This window comes from Neomoorella sulfitireducens, from assembly GCF_024733845.1.
In the GTDB taxonomy this organism is placed as follows: Bacteria; Bacillota; DSM-521; order Neomoorellales; family Neomoorellaceae; genus Neomoorella; species Neomoorella sulfitireducens.
In genome coordinates this window covers 13,090-38,687 of the sequence record NZ_JANRHG010000012.1, presented here as the reverse complement: position 1 = coordinate 38,687, position 25,598 = coordinate 13,090, and the positions used below count along the sequence as shown (strand labels likewise).

Sequence of the window (25,598 nt, the reverse complement as noted above, 5' to 3'; positions counted from 1 at the left end):
GGAATTGAACCCGGGTCTTTTTAATGGCCTGGTAAAAGTTCCGGGGGCAACATTTTTTCCGCCTGGATAAAAGTCGCCGTTAAAAAGGTCACCAGCCCTACCAGGGCAGCGGCGCCCAGGAAAAGGGGCTGCCGGCCCAGGGTCATGGCCAGGCCAAAGGCCGGGGGCCCAAGGGCTACGCCAAAAAAGCGCATGGAACCATAAAGGCAGGTAATGCCACCCCTTTCTTTACTACTCACGCTGGTTATCAGGGTATTGACCGAAGGTAATACAATACCTGTACCGATGCCCATGACTACTATGGCTAGGAAAAAGATATAGATATTATCGAAGAAGCTCATTATTACCAGGGAGGCGCTCTCCAGGACCAGGCCGGCAACGACGGCCATCTTCAGGTAGTTACCGGCCTTTTGCTGCAGGTAACTGCCGGAAAGATAAGAAGTTATGGCCATGGCGGCCACGGGAATGGCTATTAACAGGCCGGTACCAAGTCCACGGACGCCATAACCTGCTTCCAGTATGTCGGAGACGTAACTTAAAACCCCGAAGAGGATGAATAGAACAACCATCCCGGCCAGTATGCAGGCCAGGAGGGATAGACCTTTAGTTTGGAAAACTTGAAACAGGTCATGGAAATATTTGCCGAAAGCCGGCTTATGATTAGCCTGTTCCGGGGGTTCTTTAATGAAGAACCAGACGGCCAGGCCGGCAGGAATTGCCAGAAAGCCATAAATAAAAAAGGGGGCAAACCAGGCGATGAGGCCGGCAAGGGAGCCGGCAATAGGACTGACCACTTTTCCCAGGCCGTTGGAAGCCTCCAGCAATCCCAGGGTCTTGGTGCGCTCTTTACTCTGAAAAATGTCGCCGGTAAGGGCCATGGCCAGCTGGTAAGTACCTCCGGCCCCGATACCCTGGAGAATACGGCTGCCCAGGATCAGGTAGTAAGGGGAGGCTGCCAACCATGCAGAAAGCCCGGCGAAAAGGCCTCCCAGGCCGTATATTATCAGGGCGGGCGCCATGATGGGTTTGCGGCCGTAAGCATCGGACAGGAAGCCGGCAAAGGGAATGACCAGGCCGGCCGGCAAGGAAAAAGCGGTAATAAACAGGCTGACCTGGAGCAGGCTGACATTCAGAGTGGTGCGCATGACCGGTAAAAGGGGGACCAGCATTGAGTTACCTAGAACCATAATAAAGGGAACGGTACAAAGAATAGCAAAGGGCAATTTCATAGATGGCTTCAACCCTGAAAACCTCCCGAAAAAGGCGCTGCTTCTATTTTGTCACGCCGGCGCATAAAAAATAATGGGAGGAGATGCCATGTTTTTCTATATGCCGGACAAACATGTGCTGGCAATGGCGGCTATGCGCCTCCTTTCCAGCATGATAGAGTTAACGGCAGCCATCCTGATGTTAAAATTAAACCGGGTGGAAGCGGCTTTAAAAATAAATGCGGTCCTGGCTTTAATCGGCCCGTCGGTTATGATGACGGTAATGGCCCTGGGCCTCTGGGGATTGGCGGGTAAGATCTCCCCGGGCAAAATGCTGGTTATAATTATTGGAGCAGGCCTTATTTTTTACGGGGTCAGGCGTTAAAAAGGTGGGGCGACAGTCATCTGACCTGTGAAAAAGTACCGCTGTTAAAGGAGTTACCCCCTTTCTGTCCGGAACATAAAGATAAACAAGCAAGCAAAACAATATGCAGGGAGGGGTAGAGCGATGCTGCCAAAAGGAAATACTACCTGGCAAGGTGTCATTGAATTTCCCATCGGCGGGCGCCAGCAAAAACCCAGGCAAGCAGGGATGACCATGGTCATTGACAAGGGCCTGGGATTGACAGAGTTTAAGGATTTGCTGGAGGTGGCAGCACCCTATATTGATTTTATTAAACTCGGTTTCGGCACTTCAGTCTTTTACCCGGCAGATATTTTGCGGGAAAAAATTCGCCTGGCACGCTCATACAGCGTTGACATTTTCCCCGGCGGTACTTTCTTTGAAGTTGCCGTACTCCAAGGCAGGCTGGGACTTTACCTGCAGACTGCCAGGGAACTGGGGTATACTTTTATTGAGATTTCCGATGGGACTATAGATATGGGCCGGTCCGTGCGGATGGTAGCCGTGCGCCAGGCCAGATCGGCGGGCTTTGGCGTTATCACCGAAGTGGGCAAGAAGGATCCACGGGAGGCTTTGAGCGAAGCCCATCTCTTAAACCAGATTGCCGGCGACCAGGAGGCGGGGGCAGATTATGTCATTGTCGAAGGCCGCGAGTCAGGCAATGGCGTTGTCCTTTATGACAGCCACGGTTCTGTTAAAGAAGATTTGCTGGAAAGGCTACTGGCAGGCATTAAGAATCCGGCCCGGATTATCTGGGAAGCGCCCCAGAAGCAGCAACAGCTGGCTTTAATAATGCGCCTGGGGCCCAATGTTAACCTTGGTAATATCCAGCCCTGGGATGTCCTGGCCCTGGAAGCCCTGCGGGTGGGACTGCGGGGCGACACCCTGAAGACTGCCATGCAAGCGGCCGGGGTTGGGTAAGAAATTATGGTGAGGGGGAGGCGGGGAACTGGCTCTCCCTCCTTTTATAATTCCCTATAACTTCCTGGCCGGCAGGAATTTACCCCGTCTTTAGCGAATAATTGAACCGGAAAGACGTTGGAGGTGCAAAAGGAGCTTGGAAATCGATGTATTTACAGGTTTAAACGGTATACCGGATGAGGTTATCAACAACAAAACAATTATTGTTATCGACGTGCTGCGGGCAACGACTACCATTGCCGTAGCCCTGGCTTCCGGTTGCCTGGAGGTTATTCCGGTCCTCACCCCCGAGGAAGCTATAGAGATGCGTGAGCGCCTTGGGGATGAGCGGGTACTTCTCGGCGGGGAGCGCAATGCTTTAAAGATACCTGGTTTTGACCTTGGCAATTCACCAATGGAATATACGCCTGAAGTTGTCGGCGGTAAAAGGCTGATTATGACTACTACCAACGGGACCCGGGCCATCCGCCGGGCCGCAGGCGGCCGCCAGGTGTTCCTGGGTGCCCTGGTCAACGCCCCGGCCGTAGCCGGGCAGGCGGCTGCCGCAGAAGGGGATATAACCATTATTTGCGCCGGCACCAGGGATCGATTTTCCCTGGAAGATTTTTTGGCCGCCGGATTCCTGGTTGACCGGCTGGCCGGCCAGGGGCAATTTATCTTGCGCGACGGTGCCCTGGCGGCAAGGGATTACTATTACCTGCACCGGGACAACCTATTGGCGGCTATGAAAGGTAGCTTTCACGGACGGCTCCTGATGGACCTGGGTCTGGAAGCAGATGTTGAATTCTGCTCCCGGGTAGGCGCTATTGATGTTGTTCCGGTTTACGGGGGCGGTATTATTAAAAAGGCTGCATGACGTTGGCCGGGCGTTCTTGTCCGGGCTGCCAGGGCATATATATGGTACAGGATAGTGCAAGGGGCGTATTCAATGAACGCAACAACGGCGATCCTGTTACTCATTATGTTACTTGGCATCCTGGGTCGCTCTAACGTCATCGCAGCTGCTGCCGCCATTCTTTTACTCCTCCAGTTTACTAACCTGCAGAAAGTTTATCCTTTTCTAGAGCGCCGTGCTTTGGAGGCCGGCCTAATTTTTCTAGTGGTTTCCGTCCTGGTACCCTTTGCTTCCGGCAGGGTTTCGGCGCGGGATATGCTCTCTTCCTTTATTTCCCTGCCAGGTATAATAGCCATTGCCAGCGGCATTATTGCCACTCATATGAACTGCCAGGGCCTGGAATTGTTGCAGCGTTTCCCCCAGATGATGATTGGCATGGTAATTGGTTCTATTATAGGTGTAGCTTTTTTTGGCGGCATCCCGGTCGGTCCCCTGATGGCCGGTGGTATTGCCGCCTTGCTGGTAAACCTGCTGGCCTGGCTGCGTTAATTTTTTTTTAAACCAGCAGGATTTTTTAATTTCATCAAGTATATAATAAATATAGTCTATGCAGCGCATACCCCTAGAGGGTAGTCTTTTGACATTTTTGCCAGCCAATTATGGACAGGGGGGATTGCCTCAAAGAGAAATTTACATGTCGTCTTTCCAACCAAATAAAATTTTGTGGAAGGGACGAAAGTATGGCCAAGCTGTTAGAGTATCAAGGCAAAGAATGGTTACGCAAGGCGGGAATCCCGGTACCCGTTGGCAGGGCTGCCTCCTCGCCTGAAGAAGCTGAACAGATTGCGGCAGAGCTGGGTAAGCCCGTCGCAGTAAAGGCCCAGGTGCAGGCTGGCGGCAGGGGGAAGTCAGGAGCGGTAAAACTAGTGGACACCCCGGCAGAAGCCCGGGCGGCAGCAGCATCAATCCTTGGTACGATAATTAAAGGTTATCCGGTACGGAAAGTGCTGGTAGAAGAAAAGTTAAATATAGCCGGTGAATATTACGTTACCATTATCGTTAATTCTGCCCGCAATGCCCGCTGCCCCATGATGATGTTCAGCACCGAGGGCGGCATGGACATTGAAAGCGTTCCGGAAGAGAAGATTTTCAGGCTCTTAATTTCCCCGTTAAACGGCCTCGAAGTCTATGATGCCGTTGACATGCTGGTGAAGGCAGGTATCCCCAACGACCAGCTGATGACCTTCGCCAATATCCTGGTCAAGCTGTGGAACGCTTATAAAAAATACGACTGCTTTACCCTGGAAATCAATCCCCTGGTCCTAACCGCCGGCGGAGATCTGGTGGCGGCCGACTGCAAGATGGAAATCGACAATAGCAGCGTTTACCGTCACCCGGAAATGGGCATCGAAATTGCCAGGGATTTCCCCCACGAGCCCACGGAGCTTGACCGTATTGGCTGGGGCATTGAAAAGACCGACACCCGCGGTTCCGGTTTCGTCATGAGCATGGGTTTTGACGAGAAAAGCCCGGGTTATATCGGCTACCATCCCATCGGCGGCGGGTCGGCCATGATGGGTATGGATGCCCTGAACAAGGTCAACCTGAAACCGGCAAATTACGCCGATACCAGCGGCAACCCGGTTGCTTCCAAGGTGTACCGGGTGGCCAAAGTAGTGCTCTCCCAGCCCAACATTGATGGCTACCTGCTGGGCGGTTTTATGATGGCTAACCAGGAACAGTGGCATCATGCCCATGCCGTCGTGAAGGCCCTGCGGGAGATCCTGCCTAAGAAACCCGGCCTGCCTTGTGTATTACTGCTCTGCGGCAACAAGGAAGAAGAATCCCTCGCCATTTTACGCGAAGGATTAAGCAATGTCGAGGGCGCTACCAGGGTGGAGATTTACGGCCGGGAGCATGTCACCGATACCGATTTTATCGGGCAAAGGTTACTGGCCCTTGTGCAAGAATATCAAGCCGAGAAGCGAAAGCAGGGTGGAGACCAGTGATTGAATTCCGGGAAAGAACAATTAAAGTTACCATAGATACCAGCAAATGCAGTGAGTGTGAAACGAAAGCCTGTATCGACGCGTGCAAGAAGTTTGCCCGGGGAATATTACAGCTTAAGGACGGTAAACCTTCGTTAGAACATTTGACTGAAGATGAAGTCATACGCCGGGGGACTGAATGCCTTGCCTGTGAGTATGAATGCTGGTTCCGCGGCAAGAGCGCCATAAAAATTGATGTCCCCATTGAAGGATTGGACGAATACCTGCGCAAGCGGGGTCTACTGGAAGATAATGCCAACCAGTAAAAGGATAAAGAGGGATTAGCATGGGGATTTTAATCAATAGAAACACCAAGGTTATTATTCAGGGTATTACCGGCAGGGAAGGTTCCCTGCGGGCCAAGTATATGAAGGATTACGGGACCAAGGTTGTAGCCGGGACGAGCCCCGGTAAAGGTGGCGAAGAGGTAGCGGGCATCCCCGTTTACCATACCGTCAAGCAGGCCGTAGCCGAACACGGGGAAATTGACTTCAGCGTTATCTTCGTACCTGGGCGGGCCTTAAAGGCGGCAGTTAAAGAGGCTGCCGACGCCGGGGTGAAGAATATCGTACCCTGCGTGGAGTCGGTTCCTATCCACGACATCATGGAAATGGTAGAATACTGCAAGCTGAAGGGGACCAGGCTTATCGGCCCGGGATCCATCGGCATTATTACACCCGGCGAAGCAGTTGTCGGCTGGCTGGGTGGCAATGTCGAATGGGCTAACTCCTTCTTCAGGCCGGGACCCATAGGTGTTTTCTCCCGCAGCGGCGGCCAGTCGGGTACTATTCCCTGGATTCTCAAGGAAAACGGTTACGGTGTCAGCACCGTCGTCCATACCGGCACAGAACCCGTCCTGGGGACCTCCTTCGCCGACCTGCTACCGCTATTTGAAGAAGACCCCCAGACAGAAGCAGTAGCGGTATTCTCCGAAATCGGCGGTTCCCAGGAAGAAGAATGTGCGGAAGTAATTGCCTCCGGGAAATTCACCAAACCCTTTGTCATTTACGTAGCAGGGGCCTGGGCACCGGAAGGCCAGCGCTTCTCCCACGCTTCCAGCATTGTGGAAAGGGGTCGCGGTTCGGCCAAGAGCAAGATGGAAGCCATCCAGAAAGCCGGCGGCTACGTGGCCATGAGCCCCAATGATATCCCGCGTATTCTCAAAAACGTACTCAAGCATTAGGGAGGTTGAAAGCCATGCCTGTAATGCGCTCTGTCCTTTACGTTCCAGGCAACAACCCCAAGATGATTGCCAAGGCGCCTACTTTTCCCGCCGACATTATAACCCTCGATTTGGAAGATTCTGTTCCTCCGGCGGAGAAAGAAAATGCAAGGAAAATTATCCGTGAGAACCTGAAGGCTGTCGGGGCCAACGGTTCGGAGGTATACGTGCGCATTAACAACTGGGAAACCGAGATGACCAACGACGATTTAGAGGCCGTTGTTTATGAGGGGCTCCACGGGGTTACCCTGGCCAAGTGCGGTCATCCGGACCACGTTAAACGCCTGGACTGGAAACTGGAAGAGCTTGAACGTCGTCGCGGCCTGCCCGTAGGGAGTATCAAGGTATCCCTGCTCCTGGAAACCGCGAAGGGCATTATCAACGCCTATCAATCCTGCATTGCCAGCCCGCGGGTGGTCAGTGCCATCTTCGGTGCCGTGGACTACTGCAAGGATATGCGGGTCAAACTGACCTCGGAAGGCAAAGAGCAGGAATATGCCCGCGCCCATATGGCAGTTGCCGCCAGGGCAGCCGGCGTGGTAGCCATCGATTGCCCATTCGTTGCATTCCAGGATATGGAAGCGTTCGAGAAGAGCGTGCTCCAGGGCCGCCAGATGGGTTATGAAGGCCGGATGCTGATCCATCCCAGCCAGGTTGAGCCTGCCAACCGCCTCTACTCCCCGGATCCTGCCGACGTTGAATGGGCCCGCGGTGTAGTGAAAGCCTTTGAGGAAGAAGCCATTGCCCAGGGCAAAGCTGCTATATCCTACCAGGGCAAGATGGTTGACACGCCGGTATACCTTAACGCCAAAGATATCCTGAGCGCCTACGAAGAGATCCAGGCCAAAGATGCTGCCAGGAAAAAGGAAGCTTAAAGCTTGAGGTGGCTGGGGCCGGCGGTCGACAGGAAAGCTGCCGGCCCCTTTTATAACTCCGTATAATTGCCGGGGAACCCGGTCATCCGAAAGTAATACATCAGCAGAAAAAAGGAGGACGAAAGGGTTGAATACACAGGAAAGGGCCTTGCAGCTACATAAGGAATGGCAGGGGAAAATCGAAGTACGGGGGCGCGCTCCGGCCCGGGATGGGGTGGATCTTTCCCTGGCCTATACACCCGGTGTCGCGGAGCCCTGTAAAGAAATACACAAGGACCCCAAACTCGTTGACGTATATACCCGGCGCTGGAACCTGGTAGCCGTGGTATCCGACGGGTCGGCGGTCCTTGGCCTCGGCAACATCGGCGCCCGGGCGGCCATGCCCGTCATGGAAGGAAAAAGCCTACTTTTTAAAACCTTTGCCGGTGTTGACGCTTTTCCTATCTGTATTGATTCCCAGGATGTCGATGAAATTGTCAGGACGGTCCAGCTACTGACTCCTACCTTCGGCGGCGTCAACCTGGAAGATATCGCCGCACCCCGCTGTTTTGAAATCGAGCGTCGCCTCAAGGAAACTACCGATATCCCCATTTTCCACGATGACCAGCATGGTACTGCTGTAGTCGTGCTGGCGGGGATAATCAATGCCTGCAAGATCACCAACCGGGAGCTGGGCGATCTCAAGGTAGTGATTAATGGCGCCGGGGCGGCCGGCATTGCCTCTGCCAAGCTACTTCTCAGTGTGGGTGTTAAAGACGTTATCCTCTGTGATTCCAGGGGTATTATCTCTTCAAAACGCCAGGACCTCAATGCAGAAAAACAAGAAATGCTCAAGGTTACGAATAAAGAAGATCGCAGCGGTACCCTGGCCGATGCCATGGTAGGCGCCAACTGCTTCATCGGTGTATCGGTCAAAGACGCCGTCAACCAGGATATGGTCCGTTCCATGGGTAAAGATGCCATTATCTTTGCCATGGCCAACCCCGTACCGGAGATCCTGCCTGATAAAGCCCGGGAAGCCGGTGCGGCGGTGGTCGGAACAGGACGGAGCGACTTCCCCAACCAGGTCAATAACGTCTTAGGTTTCCCGGGCATCTTCCGCGGCGCCCTTGACGTAAAAGCTTCCGATATTAACGAACCCATGAAGATAGCTGCCGCCAATGCGATAGCCGAACTGGTGGGCGACCGCCTGTCTGCCGATTTTGTCCTGCCCCAGGCCTTCGATCTCAGGGTAGCACCGGCAGTAGCAGCGGCTGTTGCCAGGGCCGCTATCGAGAGCGGCGTAGCCCGCGAGCCCAAGGACCCCGAATGGATAAAGAAACATACGGAAGAATTGATCGGCCAGGCGAAGTAATAACCAGAAACGAAAGTTCAGGCCCCCGGGCCGGGAATTTTAAGTCCCTCCCCGGGGAAGATGATACGCCGCCCGGAGTTTCTCCGGGCGGCTTTTATGGTTGCGTATTGGTTCCTGGCTCCCAGGGTACAATAAATTAAAAAGGCAGGTGGATTAAAACTGCACAATCGTATCGAAACACCTGATTTCCCGCAGGAAGCACCCCAGCCCAACAGCGTACCCCATCCTGCGACATCACCGCCGGAAATTCCCCTGGAAATAAAACCGGCAGTTGATCCCCCTCAGGGGGATTTTCTGTTATAATAAAACATATAATTGGTCAATATTTCCGGTCGCTTCTTTAAGGGGCAAAGTATGGGATAAGGAGGAAGCATAATGGCCTCACGCTCCAAGGTTACCCTGCCCCAGCTCCAGGCCATGAAAGAGCGGGGCGAGAAGATTACCATGGTTACCGCCTATGATTACCCTTCAGCTTTGCTGGCCGACCGGGCCGGTATGGACATGCTTCTGGTAGGCGATTCCCTGGGAATGGTCGTCCTGGGCTACCAGAGCACGGTTCCGGTAACCATGGATGAGATGGTCCATCATACCCGTGCCGTCATGCGGGCCACCCCTGCGGCCCTTGTGGTAGCGGACATGCCTTTCCTCTCTTACCAGGCCGGGATAAGGGACGCCGTCTATAATGCCGGCCGCCTGGTGAAAGAGGGAGGGGCCGATGCCGTCAAGCTGGAAGGCGGCCGGGCCATGGCACCTGTTGTCCGGGCTATAGTTGACGCCGGCATACCGGTTATGGGCCATCTGGGGATAACGCCACAGTCGGTAGTCCAGCTTGGTGGCTATCGTGTCCAGGGACGGGAACAAGAGGCGGCCGATAAAATTGCTGCCGACGCTGCTGCCCTGGTTGAGGCAGGCGCCTTTTCCCTCGTCCTCGAATGTGTTCCGGCCGAGCTGGCCCGGCGGGTAACGGGGGAATTACCGGTACCAACCATTGGCATCGGAGCCGGGCCCCATTGCGATGGCCAGGTACTGGTTTACCATGATCTCCTGGGACTCTTTGATCGCTTTAAGCCTAAATTTGTTAAACGTTATGTAAACTTAAATGAGGCTATTATTAAAGCCCTTACCGATTACCGGGAGGAAGTTCGCCAGGGAAAATTCCCGGATGAAGAACACAGTTTCCGCTAGAAGAATGCTTGGAGGGATACTGCCAGTTGCTCAATTACCTGGATCTGCTTTTACTTCTGCTCCTGGCAGTTGGTGCCTGGCGCGGCTACCGCCAGGGTTTTGTTAACCTGATCGCCGGCTGGCTCAGCTACCTGGTGGCGGGGCTGGTAGCGGCCCTTTATGCCCGGCCTTTGGCCGAAGCTGCCGACCAGGCCTGGCACATAACCGCTACCTGGGGAAACTGGCTCGCACCCGTTTTACCATTACCCCGGGCCCTTCTTAACCAGCCCCTGGATAAGGTGGCCGCCGGACAGGTAGAAGTATTTTTCAACACCACGCCTTTGCCGGGGATGATTAAAAACAGCTTTCTGGCAGGCCTGGACAGGGCCTCCGGGGGTACGGTAGGCCAGGCCCTGGCCGGGCAGCTGGTATTCCTGATCCTGGTATTTTTGACCCTGGTGGTCCTTTTTTACGGCAGTTTATTTCTCTTACGCCGCCTGGCTCGCTGGGGTACCGCGGGGATAAACATAGCTCCTGCCGGGCCCCTTAACCGGTTTCTGGGCCTGGCCCTGGGCCTGTTGGGGCAGGGTTTCTGGCTGTCCGTGCTGGTAGGAATATTGCGCTCCCTTTTGACCATGCCGGCCATGACGGCAGCCCCGGGTTTTGTCCCCCTGGCCCGGCAGTTCTATAGCTCCGGTGTAGCCGGGTGGCTGGGTGATTCTTTTGATTGCCTGGCCGGATTGCTGCATATCCTAATCTAGGGGTATGACAGGGGAAAGGGGATCTGGTCAGGGATTTTTTCAGGTTGATATAAAAAAGGAGGAAATACTTGATGGGAGAAAAAGAAGAAAGCAGGGGCAAAAAACTGCAAAGGGAACTGGCCTTACCCCAGAAGAGTGCCTGGGAGCGTTTAGATGAGGGCGAGCGGGAAAAGGTATTTGCCTTTGCCGAGGGATATAAAACCTTTTTAAGCCGGGCGAAGACCGAGCGGGAAGCAGTCTGGGCTGGCCTGGAAGCTGCCCGGGGACGGGGTTTTGTTTCCCTGGCCGAATTGCCGCCCGGCGGGGGATTAAATCCCGGTAGCCGCTTTTACCTGGAATGGCGGGGTAAAGTATTGCTCATGGGCATAATGGGTACGGCCGAGCTGGTTGAAGGCGTGAGGCTGGTGGGCGCCCATGTTGATGCGCCGCGCCTGGACCTGAAACCCATGCCTCTCTATGAAAAAGACGGCCTGGCCATGTTCAAAACCCATTATTACGGCGGCATCAAGAAATACCAGTGGACCTCCCTGCCCCTGGCCCTGCACGGGGTGATTATGTTAAGGGACGGGCGCCGGGTTGAAGTGATAATCGGGGAGAACAGCGACGATCCCGTTTTTACCATTAGCGACTTGTTACCCCACCTGGCCAAAGAACAGATGAAAAAGAACATGGAAGAAGCTTTGAGCGGTGATGATTTAAACCTGGTGGTAGGCAGCATACCCTACCCCGGTGAAGATGACGTTAAAGATAAAATACGCCTGGCCGTCCTTCAGATGTTAAACGAAAGATACGGCCTTGTTGAGGAAGACCTGATTACGGCAGAACTGGAACTGGTACCGGCCGGCCCGGCCCGGGACCTGGGTTTTGACCGTTCATTGGTAGGAGGGTATGGTCAGGACGACCGGGTCTGCGGCTACGCAGCCCTGCAGGCCATCCTCGACCTGGAGCTTCCCCGGCATACAGCCCTGGTACTCCTGGTAGATAAAGAAGAAATCGGCAGTACAGGCAATACTGGCGCTCATTCCCGCTTTCTGGAATATGCATTGAGCGAACTGGCTGCCCGGGTGGGCGATACCGGTATTGTCCACCTGGGCCGGATTATGGCCAATTCCCAGGCCCTTTCCGCGGACGTGACCGCTGGCGTCGATCCCACCTATGAAAGCGTCTTTGATATGTATAATGCTTCCCGCCTGGGATACGGGGTCGTTTTAAATAAATACTCCGGCTCCCGCGGCAAATACGACGCCAATGACGCCAGTGCCGAGTTCATGGGCCGGTTGCGGGATATTTTCAACCAGAACCAGATCATCTGGCAGAGCGGTGAATTGGGCAAAGTAGACGCCGGCGGCGGCGGGACCATAGCCAAATTCCTGGCCTACTTTGGCCTGGATGTAGCCGACTGTGGCCCGGCCCTTCTTTCCATGCATGCCCCTATTGAGATCGCCAGCAAAGTAGATATTTATATGGCCTACCGGGCCTACAGGGCTTTTCTGGCAAGTTAAGAATGTTCAAGGAGGAAAAATAGTACCCGTTGAAGAAGATATATATAAAGCCCTGGTACCTTGAGAGCGGATGGGCGCCAGGTGCTTTTCTTTTAAAAGGAGGCATGGGTAATGGAAAAAATAGTAGATGCCCGCGGGCTGGCCTGTCCGCAACCGGTAATCCAGACTAAAAAAGCCCTGGAAAGTTTGGGAGAGTACGGGGAAGTGATCGCCATTGTCGACAATGAGGTGGCCCGGGACAATGTTTTAAAACTGGCCCGCAGCCTGGAATGCGCGACCAGTGTCAGCGAGCAGGGAAATGAATACTATATTCGTATTCGCAAGGAAAGCATGCCAGATGCACAACTAAGTGTTAACCCCGGCCAGGTTTTGCTGGTAACTTCGGCCTGCCTGGGTAGAGGCTCTGAGGAACTGGGCAGCATCCTCATGCGCAGCTTTTTTTACAGCTTGAGTGAAACGGAAGTACTACCCCGGCGGGTAATCTTCATCAATAGCGGCGTCCAGCTCTGCTGCCAGGGCTCCCCGGTGCTAGACAGCCTGTTAGCCCTGGAACAGAAAGGGTTGGAAATCCTGGCCTGCGGTACCTGCCTGGATTACTATCATCTTAAGGAAAAATTATGTGTTGGCAGCGTTACCAATATGTACACCATCATTGAATACCTCGCGGCCGCGGAAAAGGTAATTACCCTTTAAGGGGTGGTGAACCCTTGTTCTGGCAGCGCCGGCGATACCGGGACGAGAAACACCTGGCAGCAGCCCTGGCCAACTGCCGGGGTAAAATAAATAAAGAACTGCGGCGGGAGTTATGCCTCCGGGATGCCCAGGACCTGGCGGTGCTTCTTAACCGCCTCTGGTCGCATATGGAGAAAACTACCCGCGCGGAGCTGGTAGCCATATGTGAACAAGAGGGCTTTATCGAGGCCTGGCTGCGTACCCTGAAGCAGGGAAAAACCGGCGAGAAAGTTACAGCGGCTACTGTCCTGGGCGAGATGGAGGTTAAACGTGCCCTGGCCCCCCTCCTGGCGGCCATGGGCGACCGGGACGAAGGTGTCCAAATGGCGGCAACGGCAGGCCTCATCCGCTTGCGCGACCGGCGTTGCCTGGAACCCTTGCTGACGGCCCTGACGGAACCCCGCCGCTGGCCCCCGGCACGGGTGGCAGAGGTACTGGTGGCTTTAGGCAAAGACAGCATCCCGCCATTATTGGATCTCCTGGAGCGGGGACCTGAAGAAGTTACCATCCGGGTAATTAACATCCTGGGCTCCTTTAAAGATGAACAGGTCGTCGCGGCCCTGGAACGTTGCCTTGAGGATGAGAGCGCTGCCGTGCGCAGGGAGGCGGCCGTCGCCCTGGGGGAAACAGGAAGCCACCAGGGTGTGGAGAGTTTAAAAAGGGCCCTGGCCGATGCGGCGGGTGAAGTACGGGCCGCCGCTGCCCGTGCCCTGGGAAAATTAAAGTGCCCGGAAGCAAGGGATTTGCTTGAGGATTGCCTTAAGGATGATATCTGGGAAGTCCGGGCCGCTGCCGGTGCGGCCATTACTGAGCTGGCGGCAGCCGGGGATGAAGGCGAAATGGGAGGAGAACCTGGGGATGGAAGTGCGGGTTGGCGATATTGTCCAGACCAGAAAAAAACACCCCTGCGGTAGCGACCGGTGGGAGATCCTGCGGGTAGGGATGGACTTTCGCCTGCGCTGCCTGGGATGCGGTCGTTTAATCCTCATCCCCCGCCCGAAAGCGGAAAAGAGCATAAAAAAAGTAATAGCTAAAATGCCTTGAGCATAGTCATAAGGGACAGGCGTTTCCTGGTAAAGGCAGGCTGTGTGTTGTATAAATAATGCAGATAGTTGAGGTTGAGGAGGCGCTGCTGGCATTCCGGGAGACTTGGGATGTTATCGGGCTTTAAAATTACAGTAGAGCAGCGGCAGGCTGTTTCAGCCTCCAGGTAGCTTCCCAACAGCACCGGGCATCCCAGTTCCTTTTCGATGGCAGTTGCCCCGGCCAGGGCGGTGGGACAGTAATTGTTAAAAAATATGCAGGAAGGAAATACGATATATTCCACTTTGTCGCGATAAACCATGCGACGGGCTATTTCCAGGCGGCCGGTACCCGGACAGCCCGGACAGGGCTGCATGGCGACGATTTTCGCTCCGGGCAGTTCGCCGAGAGGTCCTTTTTTTAACTCCAGGGCCAGGAAGCAGAGGACATGGGACTGGTAGCCGGGGCAGCCCCCTTTCCAGTAATTGCTGCAGGGAATAATACCGACACGAAACAACTTAATAAACCCCTTTTTACATAAAATAACATTTTATCCATTTTGATTTGAATTTCATCACAACGATAGCAGTTTAACATATTTTTCTTCAAAAAAATGTCGGAAGGTGGCGGTAGTCCAACTTAATAATTTTTAAAAAATAAATTACAATTAAAAATGTCCCGGGTCGCTATATTACCTCCTGATTGAAGGGTATCTGTACAAAAACTTAAGCTTCGCTTGTTGGCCTACAGGTCCCTAGTATGATAGAATAAACTGGTAAGCTCGATTAAATGCCGGTGATGAATTTGCCTGCCAGTACATACCAGAGGTCCTATAAAGTCCACTATTATGAAACAAATTTTATGCTTGAAGCCTCGCCGGTCACCGTCATGGGTTACCTGGAAGAAACGGCCACCTGGCATTCAGAAACGGTGGGTAACACCATTGCTAGGCTAAACGCCGCCGGGTGGTGCTGGGTCGTCTACCGCTACCACCTGCAGATAAGCCGCTATCCCCGCTGGCGGGAAAAGATAACCGTCGTCACGTGGGTGCAAAGTTTCCGGCGTTGTTTTGCCTATCGCAATTTTTATATTTATGATGCGGCCGGTAATCTCCTGGGCCGGGCCGCTTCTATGTGGATTTTCCTGGATGCTGCCGGCAAAAAGCCCCTGCGCATACCGCCTGAGATAGTAGAACGTTATGGACTTAACCCCGAGATAGCCATTCCGGAAGGTTTTAGCGAGCTGGCCGGGCCGGAAAGACCGGCTAATATGGTAGCGTTTAATGTAGGCGCAGCAGACATAGACATCAATTGCCATGCCAATAACAAAAGGTATATCCACTGGCTGCTGGAGGGTGTGCCCCTGGAGGTCCACCGCCGGGCTTTTCCGGCCACAATTGAGGTTGTCTATAAAAAAGACGCTTATTACGGTGATTATATCCTCAGCCAGTGCCAGGAAATAGAGGCCGGGGATGGCATCAGGCAATATCTCCATCGCCTTACCTGCCCGGAAAAGGAACTGGAACTTACCCTGGCCCGGACAATCTGGCAGGACCGCTAGGTTTTTATATGGGCGTGTAAAGGAGGGTGCCAATGCGGGCCGATTTAGAAGTAAAGCTCAGCCACGATGGCCGGGAATGGATAGCCGGCGATGCTAATTTTGAGGCCAGGGGTCATACCCTGGTGGAACTGGACCAGAACATTAAAAAAGTGCTACAATTAAGCGGTAAATTTCAACTATACCTGCTTATTAACCGCCGGCCTATTGTGAAGATGTAAGTTGAGAGAAGTTTGCTTAAACCTTGTCTTCTGGAAATGATTTATGATATAATCTACCAGAAAAGCTTCCCTGCTCCACCGGCGGGTGGGGCCATAAGTCCACAGGGAGGAGGTGCTGTCATTTGCGCGATTACGAAGTCGTATTCGTAATTAAGCCCGACCTGGAAGCCGAAACTACTGCCGCTACGGTAGAAAAATTTACCCGGTTGATAGCCGATCAGGGCGGCCAGGTCATAGAGGTAGACCAGTGGGGCAAAAAGCGGATGGCCTATGAGGTACGCAAGTACCGGGAGGGCTATTATGTCCTCATGAAGTTTAAAGGTACGCCGGCCGTTGCCCAGGAACTGGAGCGGGTACTAAAGATTACCGATGAGGTAATTCGTTACCTGATCACGCGCCTGGAAGAAGCCAGCTAAAAGATAGGGCGGTGGGAGAGGTATGTTAAACCGGGTCATTTTGATTGGGCGGCTGACGCGGGATCCCGAACTGCGATATACGGCCAGCGGGGTGGCCGTAACTACCTTTACCCTGGCGGTGGACAGAAATTATGTAAACCAGCAGGGTGAGCGGGGAACAGATTTTATCCGCATTACCGTATGGCGCAAGCTCGCCGAAACCTGCGCCAACCATTTGAATAAAGGCCGCCTCGTTGCGGTTGAAGGCCGTCTCCAGACCCGCACCTATGAAACACCCGAGGGACAGAAACGCCAGGTTACCGATGTGGTGGCCGATGACGTCCGCTTCCTGGACTGGCCCCGGGATGGAAAAGGCGGGGCTAGCCCCGCTGCAGGTATGGGCGCTGAGGGTTTCAACGCAGATTTTAACGATATAGGTACTGAAGTAGATATAGGCGAAGACGATTTGCCCTTTTAGTCTTTGGGTTAAATTGTCTCCCGGTACTCCGTTGACCGGTTAGAATGTCCAGGTTCCGGTAAGTAAAATTAAAGGAGTGAAACCTAATTTGCCGCGTGACAAGAAACGTTCCCGGAAGCGGGTTTGCAGCTTCTGCGTCGATAAAATCGCGCAGGTGGACTATAAAGATGTAAACCGCCTCCGCCGCTATATCAGTGAACGGGGCAAAATTTTGCCCCGCCGTATTTCCGGCAATTGTGCCCGTCACCAGCGCCAGCTAACTCAAGCTATTAAAAGGGCGCGGATCCTGGCCCTGTTGCCTTATACGGTCGAATAATCAGGGTGGAGTTCCAGGAGGGAGGAGAGCAACTCCCTCTTTTCTATATCCCCTTAACTGATGACTAATGGGTGGTAACTTTATGGATGAAGGCAGGGTGGCTGCCCTGGCCGAAGGGGCCCTCATGGCAGCCCTTACGGTGGTCCTTGTGCTCACAGGCTATTTTATCCCTCCCCTTCAGGTACTTACCAATATTATCTGGACTGTTCCCATAGTCGTCCTTACGGTACGCCGCAGCCTGCGCCTGGGAGTAATGGCAACCTTTGTAGCGTCCCTGGCGATAGCTTTTTTTACCGGGCCGTTGAATGCGGTGCTGCTGTTTGTCCAGTTTGCCGGGCTGGGATTAATTTACGGCTATCTTTTCAAGGCTAAGGCCCGCCCGGCCCGGATTATAGTTGCCGGGGGAACTGTTTCCCTTTTTTCCTTGCTTTTAAGCCTGTTCCTTACATCCAAACTTACGGGGTTGCCCCTGGGGGGGTTGCTCCATGAAATGGAAATGACGGCTAATTATACCCTTGAATTTTACCGCCGGACGGGAATTCTGGAGCGCATGGGGGCAACGGGAGTAACCCCGGAGGAGTTGCAGGCTGCCCTGACCGGTATGATTAATTTTTTAAAACTCCTGTTACCGGGAATTTTAATCTCGGCCTCTCTCCTGGCTGCCTTTATTAATTACCTGGTAGCCGAAAAGGTGCTGCTACGCCTGGGCCTTGTTGAAAAGGGGCTGCCCCCCTTTCGTAACTGGCAGTTACCATGGTATGCCGCCTGGGGGGTAATTGCCGGCCTGGCCCTGTGGCAGCTGGGGGATTATTATAGCCTGGACTTAGCCTACAGGTTTGGGGTAAATATCCTTTATGTATATTTGCCCCTGCTGGCAGGTAACGGCCTGGCAGCGGTAAGTTTTATTTTTTACCGGCTGAAACTGGCTTCCTTTTTCAAGGTGTTACTGGTGATTGTAGCCCTTATAAACCTGCCTGTAGTCCTGGTTTCCCTGGCAACCCTGGGTTTATTTGACCCTTTTTTCAGCTACCGGCGGCGTACCGGCTCGCCTGGTGAAGGAGAGTGAGGCATTATGAAGGTTATTTTAGTTACTGATGTTCCCAAACTCGGCAACCGGGGTGCAGTGGTGGAAGTGGCCGAAGGCTACGCCCGTAATTACCTGTTGCCCCGTGGCCTGGCAGTGGAAGCTACTGCCGGGCGTATTAAGGAATTAAACCTGGAAAAGAAACGCCAGGAGGAGAAAAAAAGCCAGGAATTGCAACAGGCTCGGCGGCAGGCCGGTTTGCTCAATGGCGCTGTGGTAAAGGTAAGTACCCGTGCCGGTGATAAGGGCAAGCTCTTTGGTTCAATTACCAACAAGGAGATAGCCCAGGCAATTAAAAACACTTTTCATGTGGATATCGACAGGCGTAAAATAGATCTCAAAGAGCCTATCAGGGCCCTGGGCAGCTATGAAGTTACCCTGAAACTACATCCTGAAATCCAGGCCCGCCTGCAGGTACAGGTGGTGGCAGAGGGGAGTTAAAAAATGTCCAAAGAGAATTTGCCCATCCTGGCCAGCGATCGCCATATGATGGACCGCCAGGTGGATGCTTTATATGGTGTTTTATGTGATATTTATGGTACGGAGAAAGTTGTTCTAAGGGCCAGCAAGCTCGAAGCCCTTGATTTAATACGCTCCGATAATCTGGCGGCCAGGGTCCTGGCCCTGGAAAAATTGATCTATGAGGACCCAACCATTAATGATATGCCGGCGGAAGAAGATATACCCCGTATCCTGGCGGCCCTGCAGGAAGAAATAGCCGACTTTATTGCCCGGCGGACGGTGGAAGAAAAGCTGGAACAGCGCATTGCCGAAAGGCTGCAGGAGCGCCATGAAGAATATATCCAGGAGGTTCGCCGTCAGGTCCTGAAGGAAAATAACGGGCCGGAAAACGCCCAGACCCTCAAAAAACTGGCTATTCTGGAAAAGATGTCCCGGGTAACCCTTTCCCGGACGGCCCTGGAAGCCCTGCGGCCCCGGAGCCTGGAAGAGATTGTTGGCCAGGACGATGCCGTGCAGTCCATTCTTGCCAAACTCGCCTCCCCCTTTCCCCAGCACATGATCATTTACGGACCGCCGGGAGTAGGGAAGACCACGGCGGCAAGACTGGCCCTGGAGGAAGCCAAAAAAATAACCAGTTCCCCCTTTAAGCCCGGGGCACCCTTTGTTGAGGTAGACGGTACCACCCTGCGCTGGGATCCCCGGGAAGTCACCAATCCCCTCCTGGGTTCGGTCCACGATCCCATTTACCAGGGAGCGCGGCGGGATCTGGCCGAGAGCGGCGTGCCGGAACCCAAGCTGGGACTGGTGACTGAGGCCCACGGGGGTATACTTTTTATTGATGAAATCGGGGAAATGGACCCCCTGCTCCTTAACAAGCTCCTCAAGGTCCTGGAAGACAAGCGGGTAGAATTTGATTCTTCCTACTACGACCCTGGTGATGAGAGTGTTCCCCGCTATATTAAAAAACTTTTTGAGGAAGGGGCCCCGGCTGATTTTATCCTTATCGGTGCTACGACCCGCGAGCCGGAAGAGTTAAACCCGGCCCTGCGTTCCCGTTGTGCGGAGGTATTTTTTGCTCCCCTTACACCGGCCCATGTCCAGACTATAATTAGAGAGGCCGCCGGGCGGCTGGGGGTTAAATTGGAGCCGGCGGTCCCGGAACTAATATCCGAATATACCATCGAAGGCCGCAAGGCCATCAACATCCTGGCTGAAGCTTACGGCCTCAGTCTCTACCAGCAGCAGCGGAAAAAGGGCCGCCGGCGCCGGTTGATTACGGTAGACCATGTCCGGCAGGTCTTAAGAAGCGCTCGCCTGACGCCTTATGTTACTGTCAAGGCCAGGGATACCATGGAAGTGGGCCGCGTTACAGGCCTGGCTGTAGCCGGTTTTGTAGGTTCGGTCCTGGAGATTGAAGCGATGGCCTTCCCGGCACGGGAACCGGGGAAGGGGAGTATCCGTTTTAATGAAACGGCCGGCAGCATGGCCCGGGATTCTGTTTTTAATTCCGCAGTGGTTTTCCGCCTGCTGACGGGTGAGGATTTATATAACTATGACGTCCACGTCAATATTATCGGCGGGGCCAACATTGATGGTCCTTCGGCCGGCCTGGCCATTACCGCGGCCATCATCAGTGCCGTCCAGAAGCGGCCGGTGCGCCAGGACATAGCCGTAACCGGCGAGATCTCCATCCAGGGTAAAGTCAAGCCGGTCGGAGGCGTGCTGGAAAAAATCTACGGCGCCAAGCAGGCAGGTATGAAGATGGTTTTAATTCCGGCAGAAAATGCAGCCGAGGTACCGGCAGGGCTCAAAGGTATTGCCGTACAACCCGTAGAAACTGTAGCCGCGGCCCTGGATTACCTGATGCCTGCGGCCAGGGCCAGGGGCCGGCGGCGGTCCGGGGCAGGAGCCTGAGAACTATGACCGACGAATTGGAAAAGTCGCCTCCCCAGAGCCTGGAGGCCGAGCAGTCCGTCCTGGGAGCCATCATGCTCGACCGGGAGGCCCTGCTGACCGTCCTGGAAATCCTTAAAGTTGAAGACTTTTACCGGGAAGCCCACCGTTTGATTTACCGCGCCATCCTGGACCTCAATGAGCGCGGCGAGGCGGTCGACCTCCTGACGGTGACGGAAGAACTCCGCCGCCAGGGACAGCTGGAGGTGGCCGGTGGGGCTGCCTACCTGAGCTCCCTGACGGGGGATGTGCCCAGTGTAGCCAATGCCGGCTATTATGCCCGCCTGGTAGCGGAAAAGGCAACATTAAGGGCCCTGGTGCAGGCAGCCGGTCGTATTACCGAACTGGCTTTAACCCAGGCCGGCGATTTAGAGCAGATTTTAGATGAGGCAGAGCGCCTGGTTTTTGAGGTGGCCGGGGGCCGGCGCCGTAGCGGTTTTGTAACTGTTAAAGATGTCCTGATAGATACCTTTGCCCACCTGGAGCGATTGAGCGCCCACAAGGGAGAAGTAACCGGTATACCTACCTTCCATGACCTGGACAAGCTCCTTTCCGGCCTGCAGCCTTCCGACCTCATTATCTGTGCCGCCCGGCCGGGGATGGGAAAAACATCCTTTTGCCTCAATATTGCCCAGCAGGTGGCCGTCAAACAAAAGCTGCCGGTGGCTATTTTCAGCCTGGAGATGTCAAAGGAGCAGGTGGTGCAGCGCATGCTGGCAGCCGAAGCCATGGTGGAACAGCACCGCCTGCGGACCGGTTACCTGTCCGAAGATGACTGGGCGCGCCTGGTAAACGCCGCCGGTATCCTGGGGGATGCCCCTATCTATATTGACGATACCCCCGCCATATCAGCCCTGGAGGTCCGGGCCAAGGCGCGGCGGCTACAGGCGGAAAGCGGCCTAGGCCTGGTTGTAGTTGACTACCTGCAGCTGATGCAGGCCCACCGCCGCGTCGACAGCCGCCAGCAAGAAATTGCCCTTATCTCCCGGGCCATGAAAGCTTTAGCCCGGGAGTTGAACGTACCCGTACTGGTACTATCCCAGTTGAACCGCGGCGTTGAGCAGCGCCAGGACAAGCGGCCGGTTATGGCCGACCTCCTGGAGAGCGGGGCCATTGAAGCCGATGCCGACGTGATTATCTTCCTTTACCGGCCCCAGTACTACGATCCCGATACCGATAAAAAGGGGATTGCCGAAGTCATCGTGGCCAAGCACCGCAACGGACCGGTAGGAACGGTAGAAATGGCATTTTTACCAGAATACACTAAATTCGTCGACCTGGCTCCAGAACCGGCCACCTAAAACATTATTTAACGCTTTTTTGGCCCGGCCGGGCTGCCGGTTTTTCGCCTTGGAAAAGTGCCGTCCGGGGCAAGTTAATGTCGGGTCTTTGCGGCCGGTCCGGTATCTTTTTCTTATCCTCGGCGTACACTACCTTTTGTTAAAAGTAAAATGAAAGGGGTAGTGTCATGGCCAGGGTTATTGGCATCATTCCCAACCAGGAACAGGTAGGCGGCCTTATTGACAGCCTCAAAAACGCCGGCTTTGACCGCAAGGATATGATTGTTGCCAGCCTGTCAAAGTCTTTTACGGATTGGGAAAAACCTGATGAAATTGCCTACTTAAAAACCGAACGAGATGAGCTCTGGCAGGAAGGGACCGGTGCCTATACCGATTTCCTGGCCGGGTATGCCGGGCAGGGTGTGGCGGTAGCCGTGGAGGCGCCACGCCATGAACTGGCCCGCATCCGCGAGATCATGGAACAAAACGGGGCTGCAAAAATCCTCCAGGAATGAAACCTGAAACCGCGGGTTAGTCGCCGCGGTTCATTTTTGTCTCCTGGCAGGAATAGCCGCCTGAAGAACGAAATAGTAGCCAGGAAGGAAATACATAGTTTTGGGGGTGGCGTTTTCATGGAAGTCAACATAGCCGGTACCCTGCTGAAACTCCTCCAGGGGAATATCGTCGAGCAGGATGTAGAGGCCATTGTCAACGCCGCCAATACCGGCCTGTGGGGTGGCAGCGGCGTCGACGGCGCCATTCACAGCGCCGGTGGACCGGCCATAGCGGCAGAATGCCGCCGCATCCGGGAGGAGCAGGGAGGTTGTCCCGTTGGCCGGGCGGTCATCACCTCCGGGGGCTTTCTCAAGGCGCGTTATGTTATCCATACCGTCGGCCCCATCTGGCACGGCGGCCGGCAAGGAGAAGACGAACTGCTGGCCAGCGCCTACCGCAGCAGCCTGCAGCTGGCGAAGGATAGGGGTATAAAATCCCTGGCCTTTCCCTCCATCAGCACCGGGGCCTACCGCTTTCCCGTGGAACGGGCGGCGGGGATAGCCATGGCAACGACTAAAGATTTTTTGGCGGCCCATCCCGCCGCCTTTAAAGAAGTGCGTTTTGTCCTCTTTACTCCTGCCGTCCTGGCTGCCTTCGAACAGGCCCTGGGAAAAGTACTGGAATCTGCGCCTGCGTCATAACAGTAAATTTGGCGCAGGGCTTAACGAATGTAATTTTGGTTGGAGGATGGAGTTATATGCGTACTGGAACGGCCAGCCTGCCCCTTCACGGTGGCCATTGCCCGCCGTGGCTTTTTGAACGCATGCAGCGCCTGGGGCCGGCCATCCTGGAGATTATTGTCCGGGAATACGGGCCCGGGGAAGTCTTACGGCGCTTGAGCGATCCTTTCTGGTTTCAGGCCTTTGGCTGCGTTCTTGGTTTTGACTGGCATTCTTCCGGTTTAACCACCACCCTCTGCGGCGCCCTTAAGGAGGGCTTGCGCGGCCGGGAAAAGGACCTGGGCTTTGTCATCGCCGGGGGCAAGGGCCGTACTTCCCGCCGGACACCGGAGGAAATTGTGGCGGCGGCCGACAGGCTGGCCCTGACATCATTAAAGCCGGGGGATCTGGTTTATGCCAGCAGGATGGCCGCCAAGGTAGATAATACCGCCGTCCAGGACGGCTACCAGCTCTACCACCACGTCTTTATCTTTACCTTTGATGGCCGGTGGGCAGTGGTCCAGCAGGGGATGAACGAGGGAACGCGCCTGGCCCGCCGCTATCACTGGCTGGGTGAAGGGGTAAAGGACTTTGTCTGCGAACCCCACGCCGCCGTTTGCTGCGACGCGAAGGGAGAGACGTTGAATATGGTGGCCGGCGAGGGGCAGGTTTCCCGCCGGATGGTAACGGAACTGGCCAGGGAAGAACCCAACAAGGTAGTAAACGAGTTTAAGCGTATTCTGGACAGGGGAATGCCTGACCTCCCTCTCCCCTGGCGCCATGATGTCCCCCGGGCGAGCTACCTTAATAAAGCCCTCCTCAAGGTTTATGCCGCCCAGCCGCGGGATTTTGCCGCCGTCCTGGGGGTGGAAGGCGTGGGTCCTAAAACCGTCCGTGCCCTGGCCATGGTGGCCGAGGTTGCCTACGGCGCACCGGCCAGTTTCCGGGACCCGGTTCGCTACAGCTTCAGCCATGGCGGTAAGGACGGCCATCCCTACCCGGTGGACCGCCGGGAATATGATCGCTCCATTGCGGTCCTGGAACAGGCCCTGGCTGCAGCGAAGATCGGCCGTACCGATAAGCTCCAGGCTTTAAAACGGCTGGCCGGGATTTCCCCGTAAAGACTTTTTCCTAATAAAAACGCCACGTAGCGTCTTTAACTACGTGGCGTTTTATTATTAACCCAGGATATCTTTCAGGTCCTGTTCCGGCGTGGTGATGGGCTTCAGGTCGTAGTTTTCCTGCAGGACCTTCAGCACATTGGGCGTCAGGAAGGCTGGTAGGGTCGGGCCGATGCGGATGTTCTTTACGCCCAGGTGGAGCAGGGACAGCAGGATGGCTACTGCTTTCTGCTCGAACCATGACAGGACCAGGCTCAGGGGCAGCTCGTTGACGCTGCAGTTGAAAGCTCCGGCCAGGGCCAGGGCCACCTGGAGGGCTGAATGGGCGTTATTGCACTGGCCCATGTCGATAAGGCGCGGGATGCCGTCAATGTCGCCCAGGTCGAGGTGGTTGAAGCGGTACTTGCCGCAGCCCAGGGTCAGGACGACACAGTCCTCCGGTACCTTCTCCACAAATTCGGTGTAGTAGTTGCGGCCCGGTCTGGCCCCGTCGCAGCCACCTACCAGGAAGAAGTGGCGGATCTTGCCGGCCTTGACGGCATCGATGACCTGGCCGGCTATGCTTAAGACGGCCGTATGGTGGAAACCGGTGGTCAACTCGCCGCCGGCCTTTTCCTCCAGGGGCGGCAGGGCCTTTGCCTTTTCTATTACCGGGGTGAAGTCGCGATTTTTGATATGGGTTACCCCCGGGAGGCCGGCAATGCCGCAGGTAAACATGCGCTCCCGGTAGGATTCCCTGGGGATCAATACGCAATTGGTAGTTCCCAGGATGGCGCCGGGGAACTCTTCAAATTCTTTTTTCTGGTTCTGCCAGGCCGAACCATAATTGCCCGCCAGGTGGGAGAACTTTTTCAGTTCCGGATAAGCGTGGGCCGGTAACATTTCCCCGTGGGTATAGACGTTAATTCCCGTACCCTCCGTCTGCCGCAGGAGTTCATACAGATCCAGCAGGTCGTGGCCGGTAACTAGTATACCCGGCCCTTTCCTGGTACCGGTAGCAACCTTTGTCGGGACCGGGGCACCAAAGCGCTCTACATGGGCTTTATCCAGAAGTTCCATCACTTTGAGGTTCATGGCCCCTACTTTTAAAGCCGTTTCTATATGACGGTTAAGATCAAAGTCAACGTTTGTCAGGGTAGTAAAGAGGGCCTCGTGCATAAATGCGTCTACTTCTTCATCCCTGGCGCCCAGTTCCCGGGCATGGTAAGCATAGGCGGCAATACCTTTGAGGCCGATAATAATGGTATCCTGCAGGCTGGCGATATCTTCGTTCTTACCGCATACACCTGCCCTGGTGCACCCGGTACCGCCTGCCGTCTGCTCGCACTGGTAACAAAACATGCTTTTTCCTCCTCCGGTTGAATTTTAAAGACATCCTTATCATAAACGAGGAGCTGGAGACAAACTGTGACCTGGGTCACAAACAATAAACTATTTTTATTAAACAACCGTGTGCCTCCTGCTATAAA

30 protein-coding genes are annotated in these 25,598 nt (G+C 54.7%); 27 read left to right on the top strand and 3 right to left on the bottom strand.

Annotated elements, in window-relative coordinates; all coding sequences use genetic code 11:
• Nucleotides 1–20: 20 nt before the first annotated feature.
• Entirely contained in the window at nucleotides 21–1,241 is a 1,221-nt protein-coding gene (locus NWF31_RS11625) for an MFS transporter (protein WP_258360670.1), read from the bottom strand.
• Nucleotides 1,242–1,317: 76 nt separating this feature from the next.
• Here NWF31_RS11625 and NWF31_RS11620 point away from each other — a divergent pair, with 76 nt between their 5' ends.
• The 15 genes from NWF31_RS11620 to NWF31_RS11550 all read left to right on the top strand — a co-directional run bounded on the left by NWF31_RS11620 (nucleotide 1,318) and on the right by NWF31_RS11550 (nucleotide 14,069).
• The gene (locus NWF31_RS11620) at nucleotides 1,318–1,593 is read left to right on the top strand and encodes a YqhV family protein (RefSeq protein ID WP_258360669.1); all 276 of its coding nucleotides are present in this window, start codon (nucleotides 1,318–1,320) and stop codon (nucleotides 1,591–1,593) included.
• Between the two features lie 123 nt (nucleotides 1,594–1,716).
• Nucleotides 1,717–2,532 carry a phosphosulfolactate synthase gene (comA, locus tag NWF31_RS11615; protein ID WP_258360668.1) on the top strand — a complete coding sequence of 272 codons (816 nt, stop codon included), beginning with the start codon at nucleotides 1,717–1,719 and terminating at the stop codon, nucleotides 2,530–2,532.
• 136 nt (nucleotides 2,533–2,668) lie between these two features.
• Nucleotides 2,669–3,388, top strand: a complete 720-nt coding sequence (locus NWF31_RS11610) for a 2-phosphosulfolactate phosphatase (protein WP_258360667.1) — start codon at nucleotides 2,669–2,671, stop codon at nucleotides 3,386–3,388.
• A 72-nt stretch (nucleotides 3,389–3,460) separates the two neighbouring features.
• Nucleotides 3,461–3,916, top strand: a complete 456-nt coding sequence (locus tag NWF31_RS11605; RefSeq protein ID WP_258360666.1) for a DUF441 domain-containing protein — start codon at nucleotides 3,461–3,463, stop codon at nucleotides 3,914–3,916.
• Nucleotides 3,917–4,107: 191 nt separating this feature from the next.
• Entirely contained in the window at nucleotides 4,108–5,376 is a 1,269-nt protein-coding gene (locus NWF31_RS11600) for an ATP-grasp domain-containing protein (RefSeq protein WP_258360665.1), read from the top strand.
• A complete protein-coding gene (locus NWF31_RS11595) occupies nucleotides 5,373–5,681 on the top strand; it encodes a hypothetical protein (RefSeq protein WP_258360664.1) in 309 nt (102 codons plus the stop codon). Before NWF31_RS11600 ends, NWF31_RS11595 begins: the two co-directional genes overlap by 4 nt.
• A gap of 20 nt (nucleotides 5,682–5,701) precedes the next feature.
• Nucleotides 5,702–6,598 (top strand): succinate--CoA ligase subunit alpha, encoded by an 897-nt coding sequence (locus NWF31_RS11590; protein ID WP_258360663.1) that lies wholly within the window; start codon nucleotides 5,702–5,704, stop codon nucleotides 6,596–6,598.
• 14 nt (nucleotides 6,599–6,612) lie between these two features.
• Nucleotides 6,613–7,512, top strand: coding sequence for an HpcH/HpaI aldolase/citrate lyase family protein (locus NWF31_RS11585; RefSeq protein ID WP_258360662.1), 900 nt, complete (start codon nucleotides 6,613–6,615; stop codon nucleotides 7,510–7,512).
• 127 nt (nucleotides 7,513–7,639) lie between these two features.
• Entirely contained in the window at nucleotides 7,640–8,866 is a 1,227-nt protein-coding gene (locus NWF31_RS11580; RefSeq protein ID WP_258360661.1) for an NAD(P)-dependent malic enzyme, read from the top strand.
• Nucleotides 8,867–9,241: 375 nt separating this feature from the next.
• The gene (gene panB / locus NWF31_RS11575) at nucleotides 9,242–10,051 is read left to right on the top strand and encodes a 3-methyl-2-oxobutanoate hydroxymethyltransferase (protein WP_258360660.1); all 810 of its coding nucleotides are present in this window, start codon (nucleotides 9,242–9,244) and stop codon (nucleotides 10,049–10,051) included.
• A 26-nt stretch (nucleotides 10,052–10,077) separates the two neighbouring features.
• Nucleotides 10,078–10,791, top strand: coding sequence for a CvpA family protein (locus NWF31_RS11570; RefSeq protein WP_258360659.1), 714 nt, complete (start codon nucleotides 10,078–10,080; stop codon nucleotides 10,789–10,791).
• Between the two features lie 71 nt (nucleotides 10,792–10,862).
• The gene (locus NWF31_RS11565) at nucleotides 10,863–12,293 is read left to right on the top strand and encodes an aminopeptidase (protein ID WP_258360658.1); all 1,431 of its coding nucleotides are present in this window, start codon (nucleotides 10,863–10,865) and stop codon (nucleotides 12,291–12,293) included.
• A 111-nt stretch (nucleotides 12,294–12,404) separates the two neighbouring features.
• Entirely contained in the window at nucleotides 12,405–12,986 is a 582-nt protein-coding gene (gene yedF, locus NWF31_RS11560; protein WP_258360657.1) for a sulfurtransferase-like selenium metabolism protein YedF, read from the top strand.
• Nucleotides 12,987–13,000: 14 nt separating this feature from the next.
• A complete protein-coding gene (locus NWF31_RS11555; RefSeq protein WP_258360656.1) occupies nucleotides 13,001–13,939 on the top strand; it encodes a HEAT repeat domain-containing protein in 939 nt (312 codons plus the stop codon).
• Nucleotides 13,884–14,069: a DUF951 domain-containing protein gene (locus NWF31_RS11550; RefSeq protein ID WP_277998998.1), complete on the top strand. Its 186-nt coding sequence runs from the start codon at nucleotides 13,884–13,886 to the stop codon at nucleotides 14,067–14,069. Before NWF31_RS11555 ends, NWF31_RS11550 begins: the two co-directional genes overlap by 56 nt.
• On the opposite strand, the gene NWF31_RS11545 is transcribed toward NWF31_RS11550, so the two are convergent.
• Complete coding sequence (locus NWF31_RS11545) at nucleotides 14,056–14,565, bottom strand: CGGC domain-containing protein (protein WP_258360655.1); 510 nt, start codon at nucleotides 14,563–14,565, stop codon at nucleotides 14,056–14,058. The genes NWF31_RS11550 and NWF31_RS11545 overlap by 14 nt on opposite strands.
• A gap of 287 nt (nucleotides 14,566–14,852) precedes the next feature.
• On the opposite strand from NWF31_RS11545, the gene NWF31_RS11540 reads away from it, so the two are divergent.
• From NWF31_RS11540 to NWF31_RS11485, 12 genes are all read left to right on the top strand, one after another.
• Nucleotides 14,853–15,608: an acyl-[acyl-carrier-protein] thioesterase gene (locus NWF31_RS11540; RefSeq protein WP_258360654.1), complete on the top strand. Its 756-nt coding sequence runs from the start codon at nucleotides 14,853–14,855 to the stop codon at nucleotides 15,606–15,608.
• Between the two features lie 32 nt (nucleotides 15,609–15,640).
• Nucleotides 15,641–15,826, top strand: a complete 186-nt coding sequence (locus tag NWF31_RS11535) for a DUF5395 domain-containing protein (protein WP_258360653.1) — start codon at nucleotides 15,641–15,643, stop codon at nucleotides 15,824–15,826.
• Between the two features lie 122 nt (nucleotides 15,827–15,948).
• Nucleotides 15,949–16,242, top strand: a complete 294-nt coding sequence (rpsF, locus tag NWF31_RS11530) for a 30S ribosomal protein S6 (RefSeq protein WP_258360652.1) — start codon at nucleotides 15,949–15,951, stop codon at nucleotides 16,240–16,242.
• A gap of 22 nt (nucleotides 16,243–16,264) precedes the next feature.
• The gene (locus NWF31_RS11525; protein WP_258360651.1) at nucleotides 16,265–16,699 is read left to right on the top strand and encodes a single-stranded DNA-binding protein; all 435 of its coding nucleotides are present in this window, start codon (nucleotides 16,265–16,267) and stop codon (nucleotides 16,697–16,699) included.
• Between the two features lie 88 nt (nucleotides 16,700–16,787).
• Nucleotides 16,788–17,015, top strand: coding sequence for a 30S ribosomal protein S18 (rpsR, locus tag NWF31_RS11520; protein ID WP_258360650.1), 228 nt, complete (start codon nucleotides 16,788–16,790; stop codon nucleotides 17,013–17,015).
• Nucleotides 17,016–17,097: 82 nt separating this feature from the next.
• A complete protein-coding gene (locus tag NWF31_RS11515) occupies nucleotides 17,098–18,081 on the top strand; it encodes a YybS family protein (RefSeq protein WP_258360649.1) in 984 nt (327 codons plus the stop codon).
• A 6-nt stretch (nucleotides 18,082–18,087) separates the two neighbouring features.
• On the top strand, nucleotides 18,088–18,540 hold the full coding sequence (gene rplI / locus NWF31_RS11510; RefSeq protein WP_258360648.1) for a 50S ribosomal protein L9: 453 nt from the start codon (nucleotides 18,088–18,090) through the stop codon (nucleotides 18,538–18,540).
• Between the two features lie 3 nt (nucleotides 18,541–18,543).
• Nucleotides 18,544–20,475, top strand: a complete 1,932-nt coding sequence (gene lonC, locus NWF31_RS11505) for a Lon family ATP-dependent protease (protein WP_258360647.1) — start codon at nucleotides 18,544–18,546, stop codon at nucleotides 20,473–20,475.
• A gap of 5 nt (nucleotides 20,476–20,480) precedes the next feature.
• Nucleotides 20,481–21,815, top strand: a complete 1,335-nt coding sequence (gene dnaB / locus NWF31_RS11500; protein WP_258360646.1) for a replicative DNA helicase — start codon at nucleotides 20,481–20,483, stop codon at nucleotides 21,813–21,815.
• Between the two features lie 167 nt (nucleotides 21,816–21,982).
• Complete coding sequence (locus NWF31_RS11495) at nucleotides 21,983–22,309, top strand: hypothetical protein (protein ID WP_258360645.1); 327 nt, start codon at nucleotides 21,983–21,985, stop codon at nucleotides 22,307–22,309.
• Nucleotides 22,310–22,426: 117 nt separating this feature from the next.
• Entirely contained in the window at nucleotides 22,427–22,990 is a 564-nt protein-coding gene (locus NWF31_RS11490; protein ID WP_258360644.1) for an O-acetyl-ADP-ribose deacetylase, read from the top strand.
• Between the two features lie 56 nt (nucleotides 22,991–23,046).
• Entirely contained in the window at nucleotides 23,047–24,129 is a 1,083-nt protein-coding gene (locus NWF31_RS11485) for a DUF763 domain-containing protein (RefSeq protein ID WP_258360643.1), read from the top strand.
• A gap of 57 nt (nucleotides 24,130–24,186) precedes the next feature.
• Here the strand turns inward: NWF31_RS11485 and hcp are convergent, their stop codons facing one another.
• A complete protein-coding gene (hcp, locus tag NWF31_RS11480) occupies nucleotides 24,187–25,470 on the bottom strand; it encodes a hydroxylamine reductase (protein WP_258360642.1) in 1,284 nt (427 codons plus the stop codon).
• Between the last annotated feature and the right edge of the window lie 128 nt (nucleotides 25,471–25,598).

Coding starts and splice junctions, on each gene's coding strand:
- NWF31_RS11620 (WP_258360669.1), top strand. CDS start 1,318: ATGTTTTTCTATATGCCGGACAAACATGTGCTGGCAATGGCGGCTATG.
- comA (WP_258360668.1), top strand. CDS start 1,717: ATGCTGCCAAAAGGAAATACTACCTGGCAAGGTGTCATTGAATTTCCC.
- NWF31_RS11605 (WP_258360666.1), top strand. CDS start 3,461: ATGAACGCAACAACGGCGATCCTGTTACTCATTATGTTACTTGGCATC.
- NWF31_RS11600 (WP_258360665.1), top strand. CDS start 4,108: ATGGCCAAGCTGTTAGAGTATCAAGGCAAAGAATGGTTACGCAAGGCG.
- NWF31_RS11590 (WP_258360663.1), top strand. CDS start 5,702: ATGGGGATTTTAATCAATAGAAACACCAAGGTTATTATTCAGGGTATT.
- NWF31_RS11585 (WP_258360662.1), top strand. CDS start 6,613: ATGCCTGTAATGCGCTCTGTCCTTTACGTTCCAGGCAACAACCCCAAG.
- panB (WP_258360660.1), top strand. CDS start 9,242: ATGGCCTCACGCTCCAAGGTTACCCTGCCCCAGCTCCAGGCCATGAAA.
- NWF31_RS11565 (WP_258360658.1), top strand. CDS start 10,863: ATGGGAGAAAAAGAAGAAAGCAGGGGCAAAAAACTGCAAAGGGAACTG.
- yedF (WP_258360657.1), top strand. CDS start 12,405: ATGGAAAAAATAGTAGATGCCCGCGGGCTGGCCTGTCCGCAACCGGTA.
- NWF31_RS11550 (WP_277998998.1), top strand. CDS start 13,884: ATGGAAGTGCGGGTTGGCGATATTGTCCAGACCAGAAAAAAACACCCC.
- NWF31_RS11535 (WP_258360653.1), top strand. CDS start 15,641: ATGCGGGCCGATTTAGAAGTAAAGCTCAGCCACGATGGCCGGGAATGG.
- NWF31_RS11525 (WP_258360651.1), top strand. CDS start 16,265: ATGTTAAACCGGGTCATTTTGATTGGGCGGCTGACGCGGGATCCCGAA.
- NWF31_RS11515 (WP_258360649.1), top strand. CDS start 17,098: ATGGATGAAGGCAGGGTGGCTGCCCTGGCCGAAGGGGCCCTCATGGCA.
- rplI (WP_258360648.1), top strand. CDS start 18,088: ATGAAGGTTATTTTAGTTACTGATGTTCCCAAACTCGGCAACCGGGGT.
- lonC (WP_258360647.1), top strand. CDS start 18,544: ATGTCCAAAGAGAATTTGCCCATCCTGGCCAGCGATCGCCATATGATG.
- dnaB (WP_258360646.1), top strand. CDS start 20,481: ATGACCGACGAATTGGAAAAGTCGCCTCCCCAGAGCCTGGAGGCCGAG.
- NWF31_RS11495 (WP_258360645.1), top strand. CDS start 21,983: ATGGCCAGGGTTATTGGCATCATTCCCAACCAGGAACAGGTAGGCGGC.
- NWF31_RS11490 (WP_258360644.1), top strand. CDS start 22,427: ATGGAAGTCAACATAGCCGGTACCCTGCTGAAACTCCTCCAGGGGAAT.
- NWF31_RS11485 (WP_258360643.1), top strand. CDS start 23,047: ATGCGTACTGGAACGGCCAGCCTGCCCCTTCACGGTGGCCATTGCCCG.
- hcp (WP_258360642.1), bottom strand. CDS start 25,470: ATGTTTTGTTACCAGTGCGAGCAGACGGCAGGCGGTACCGGGTGCACC.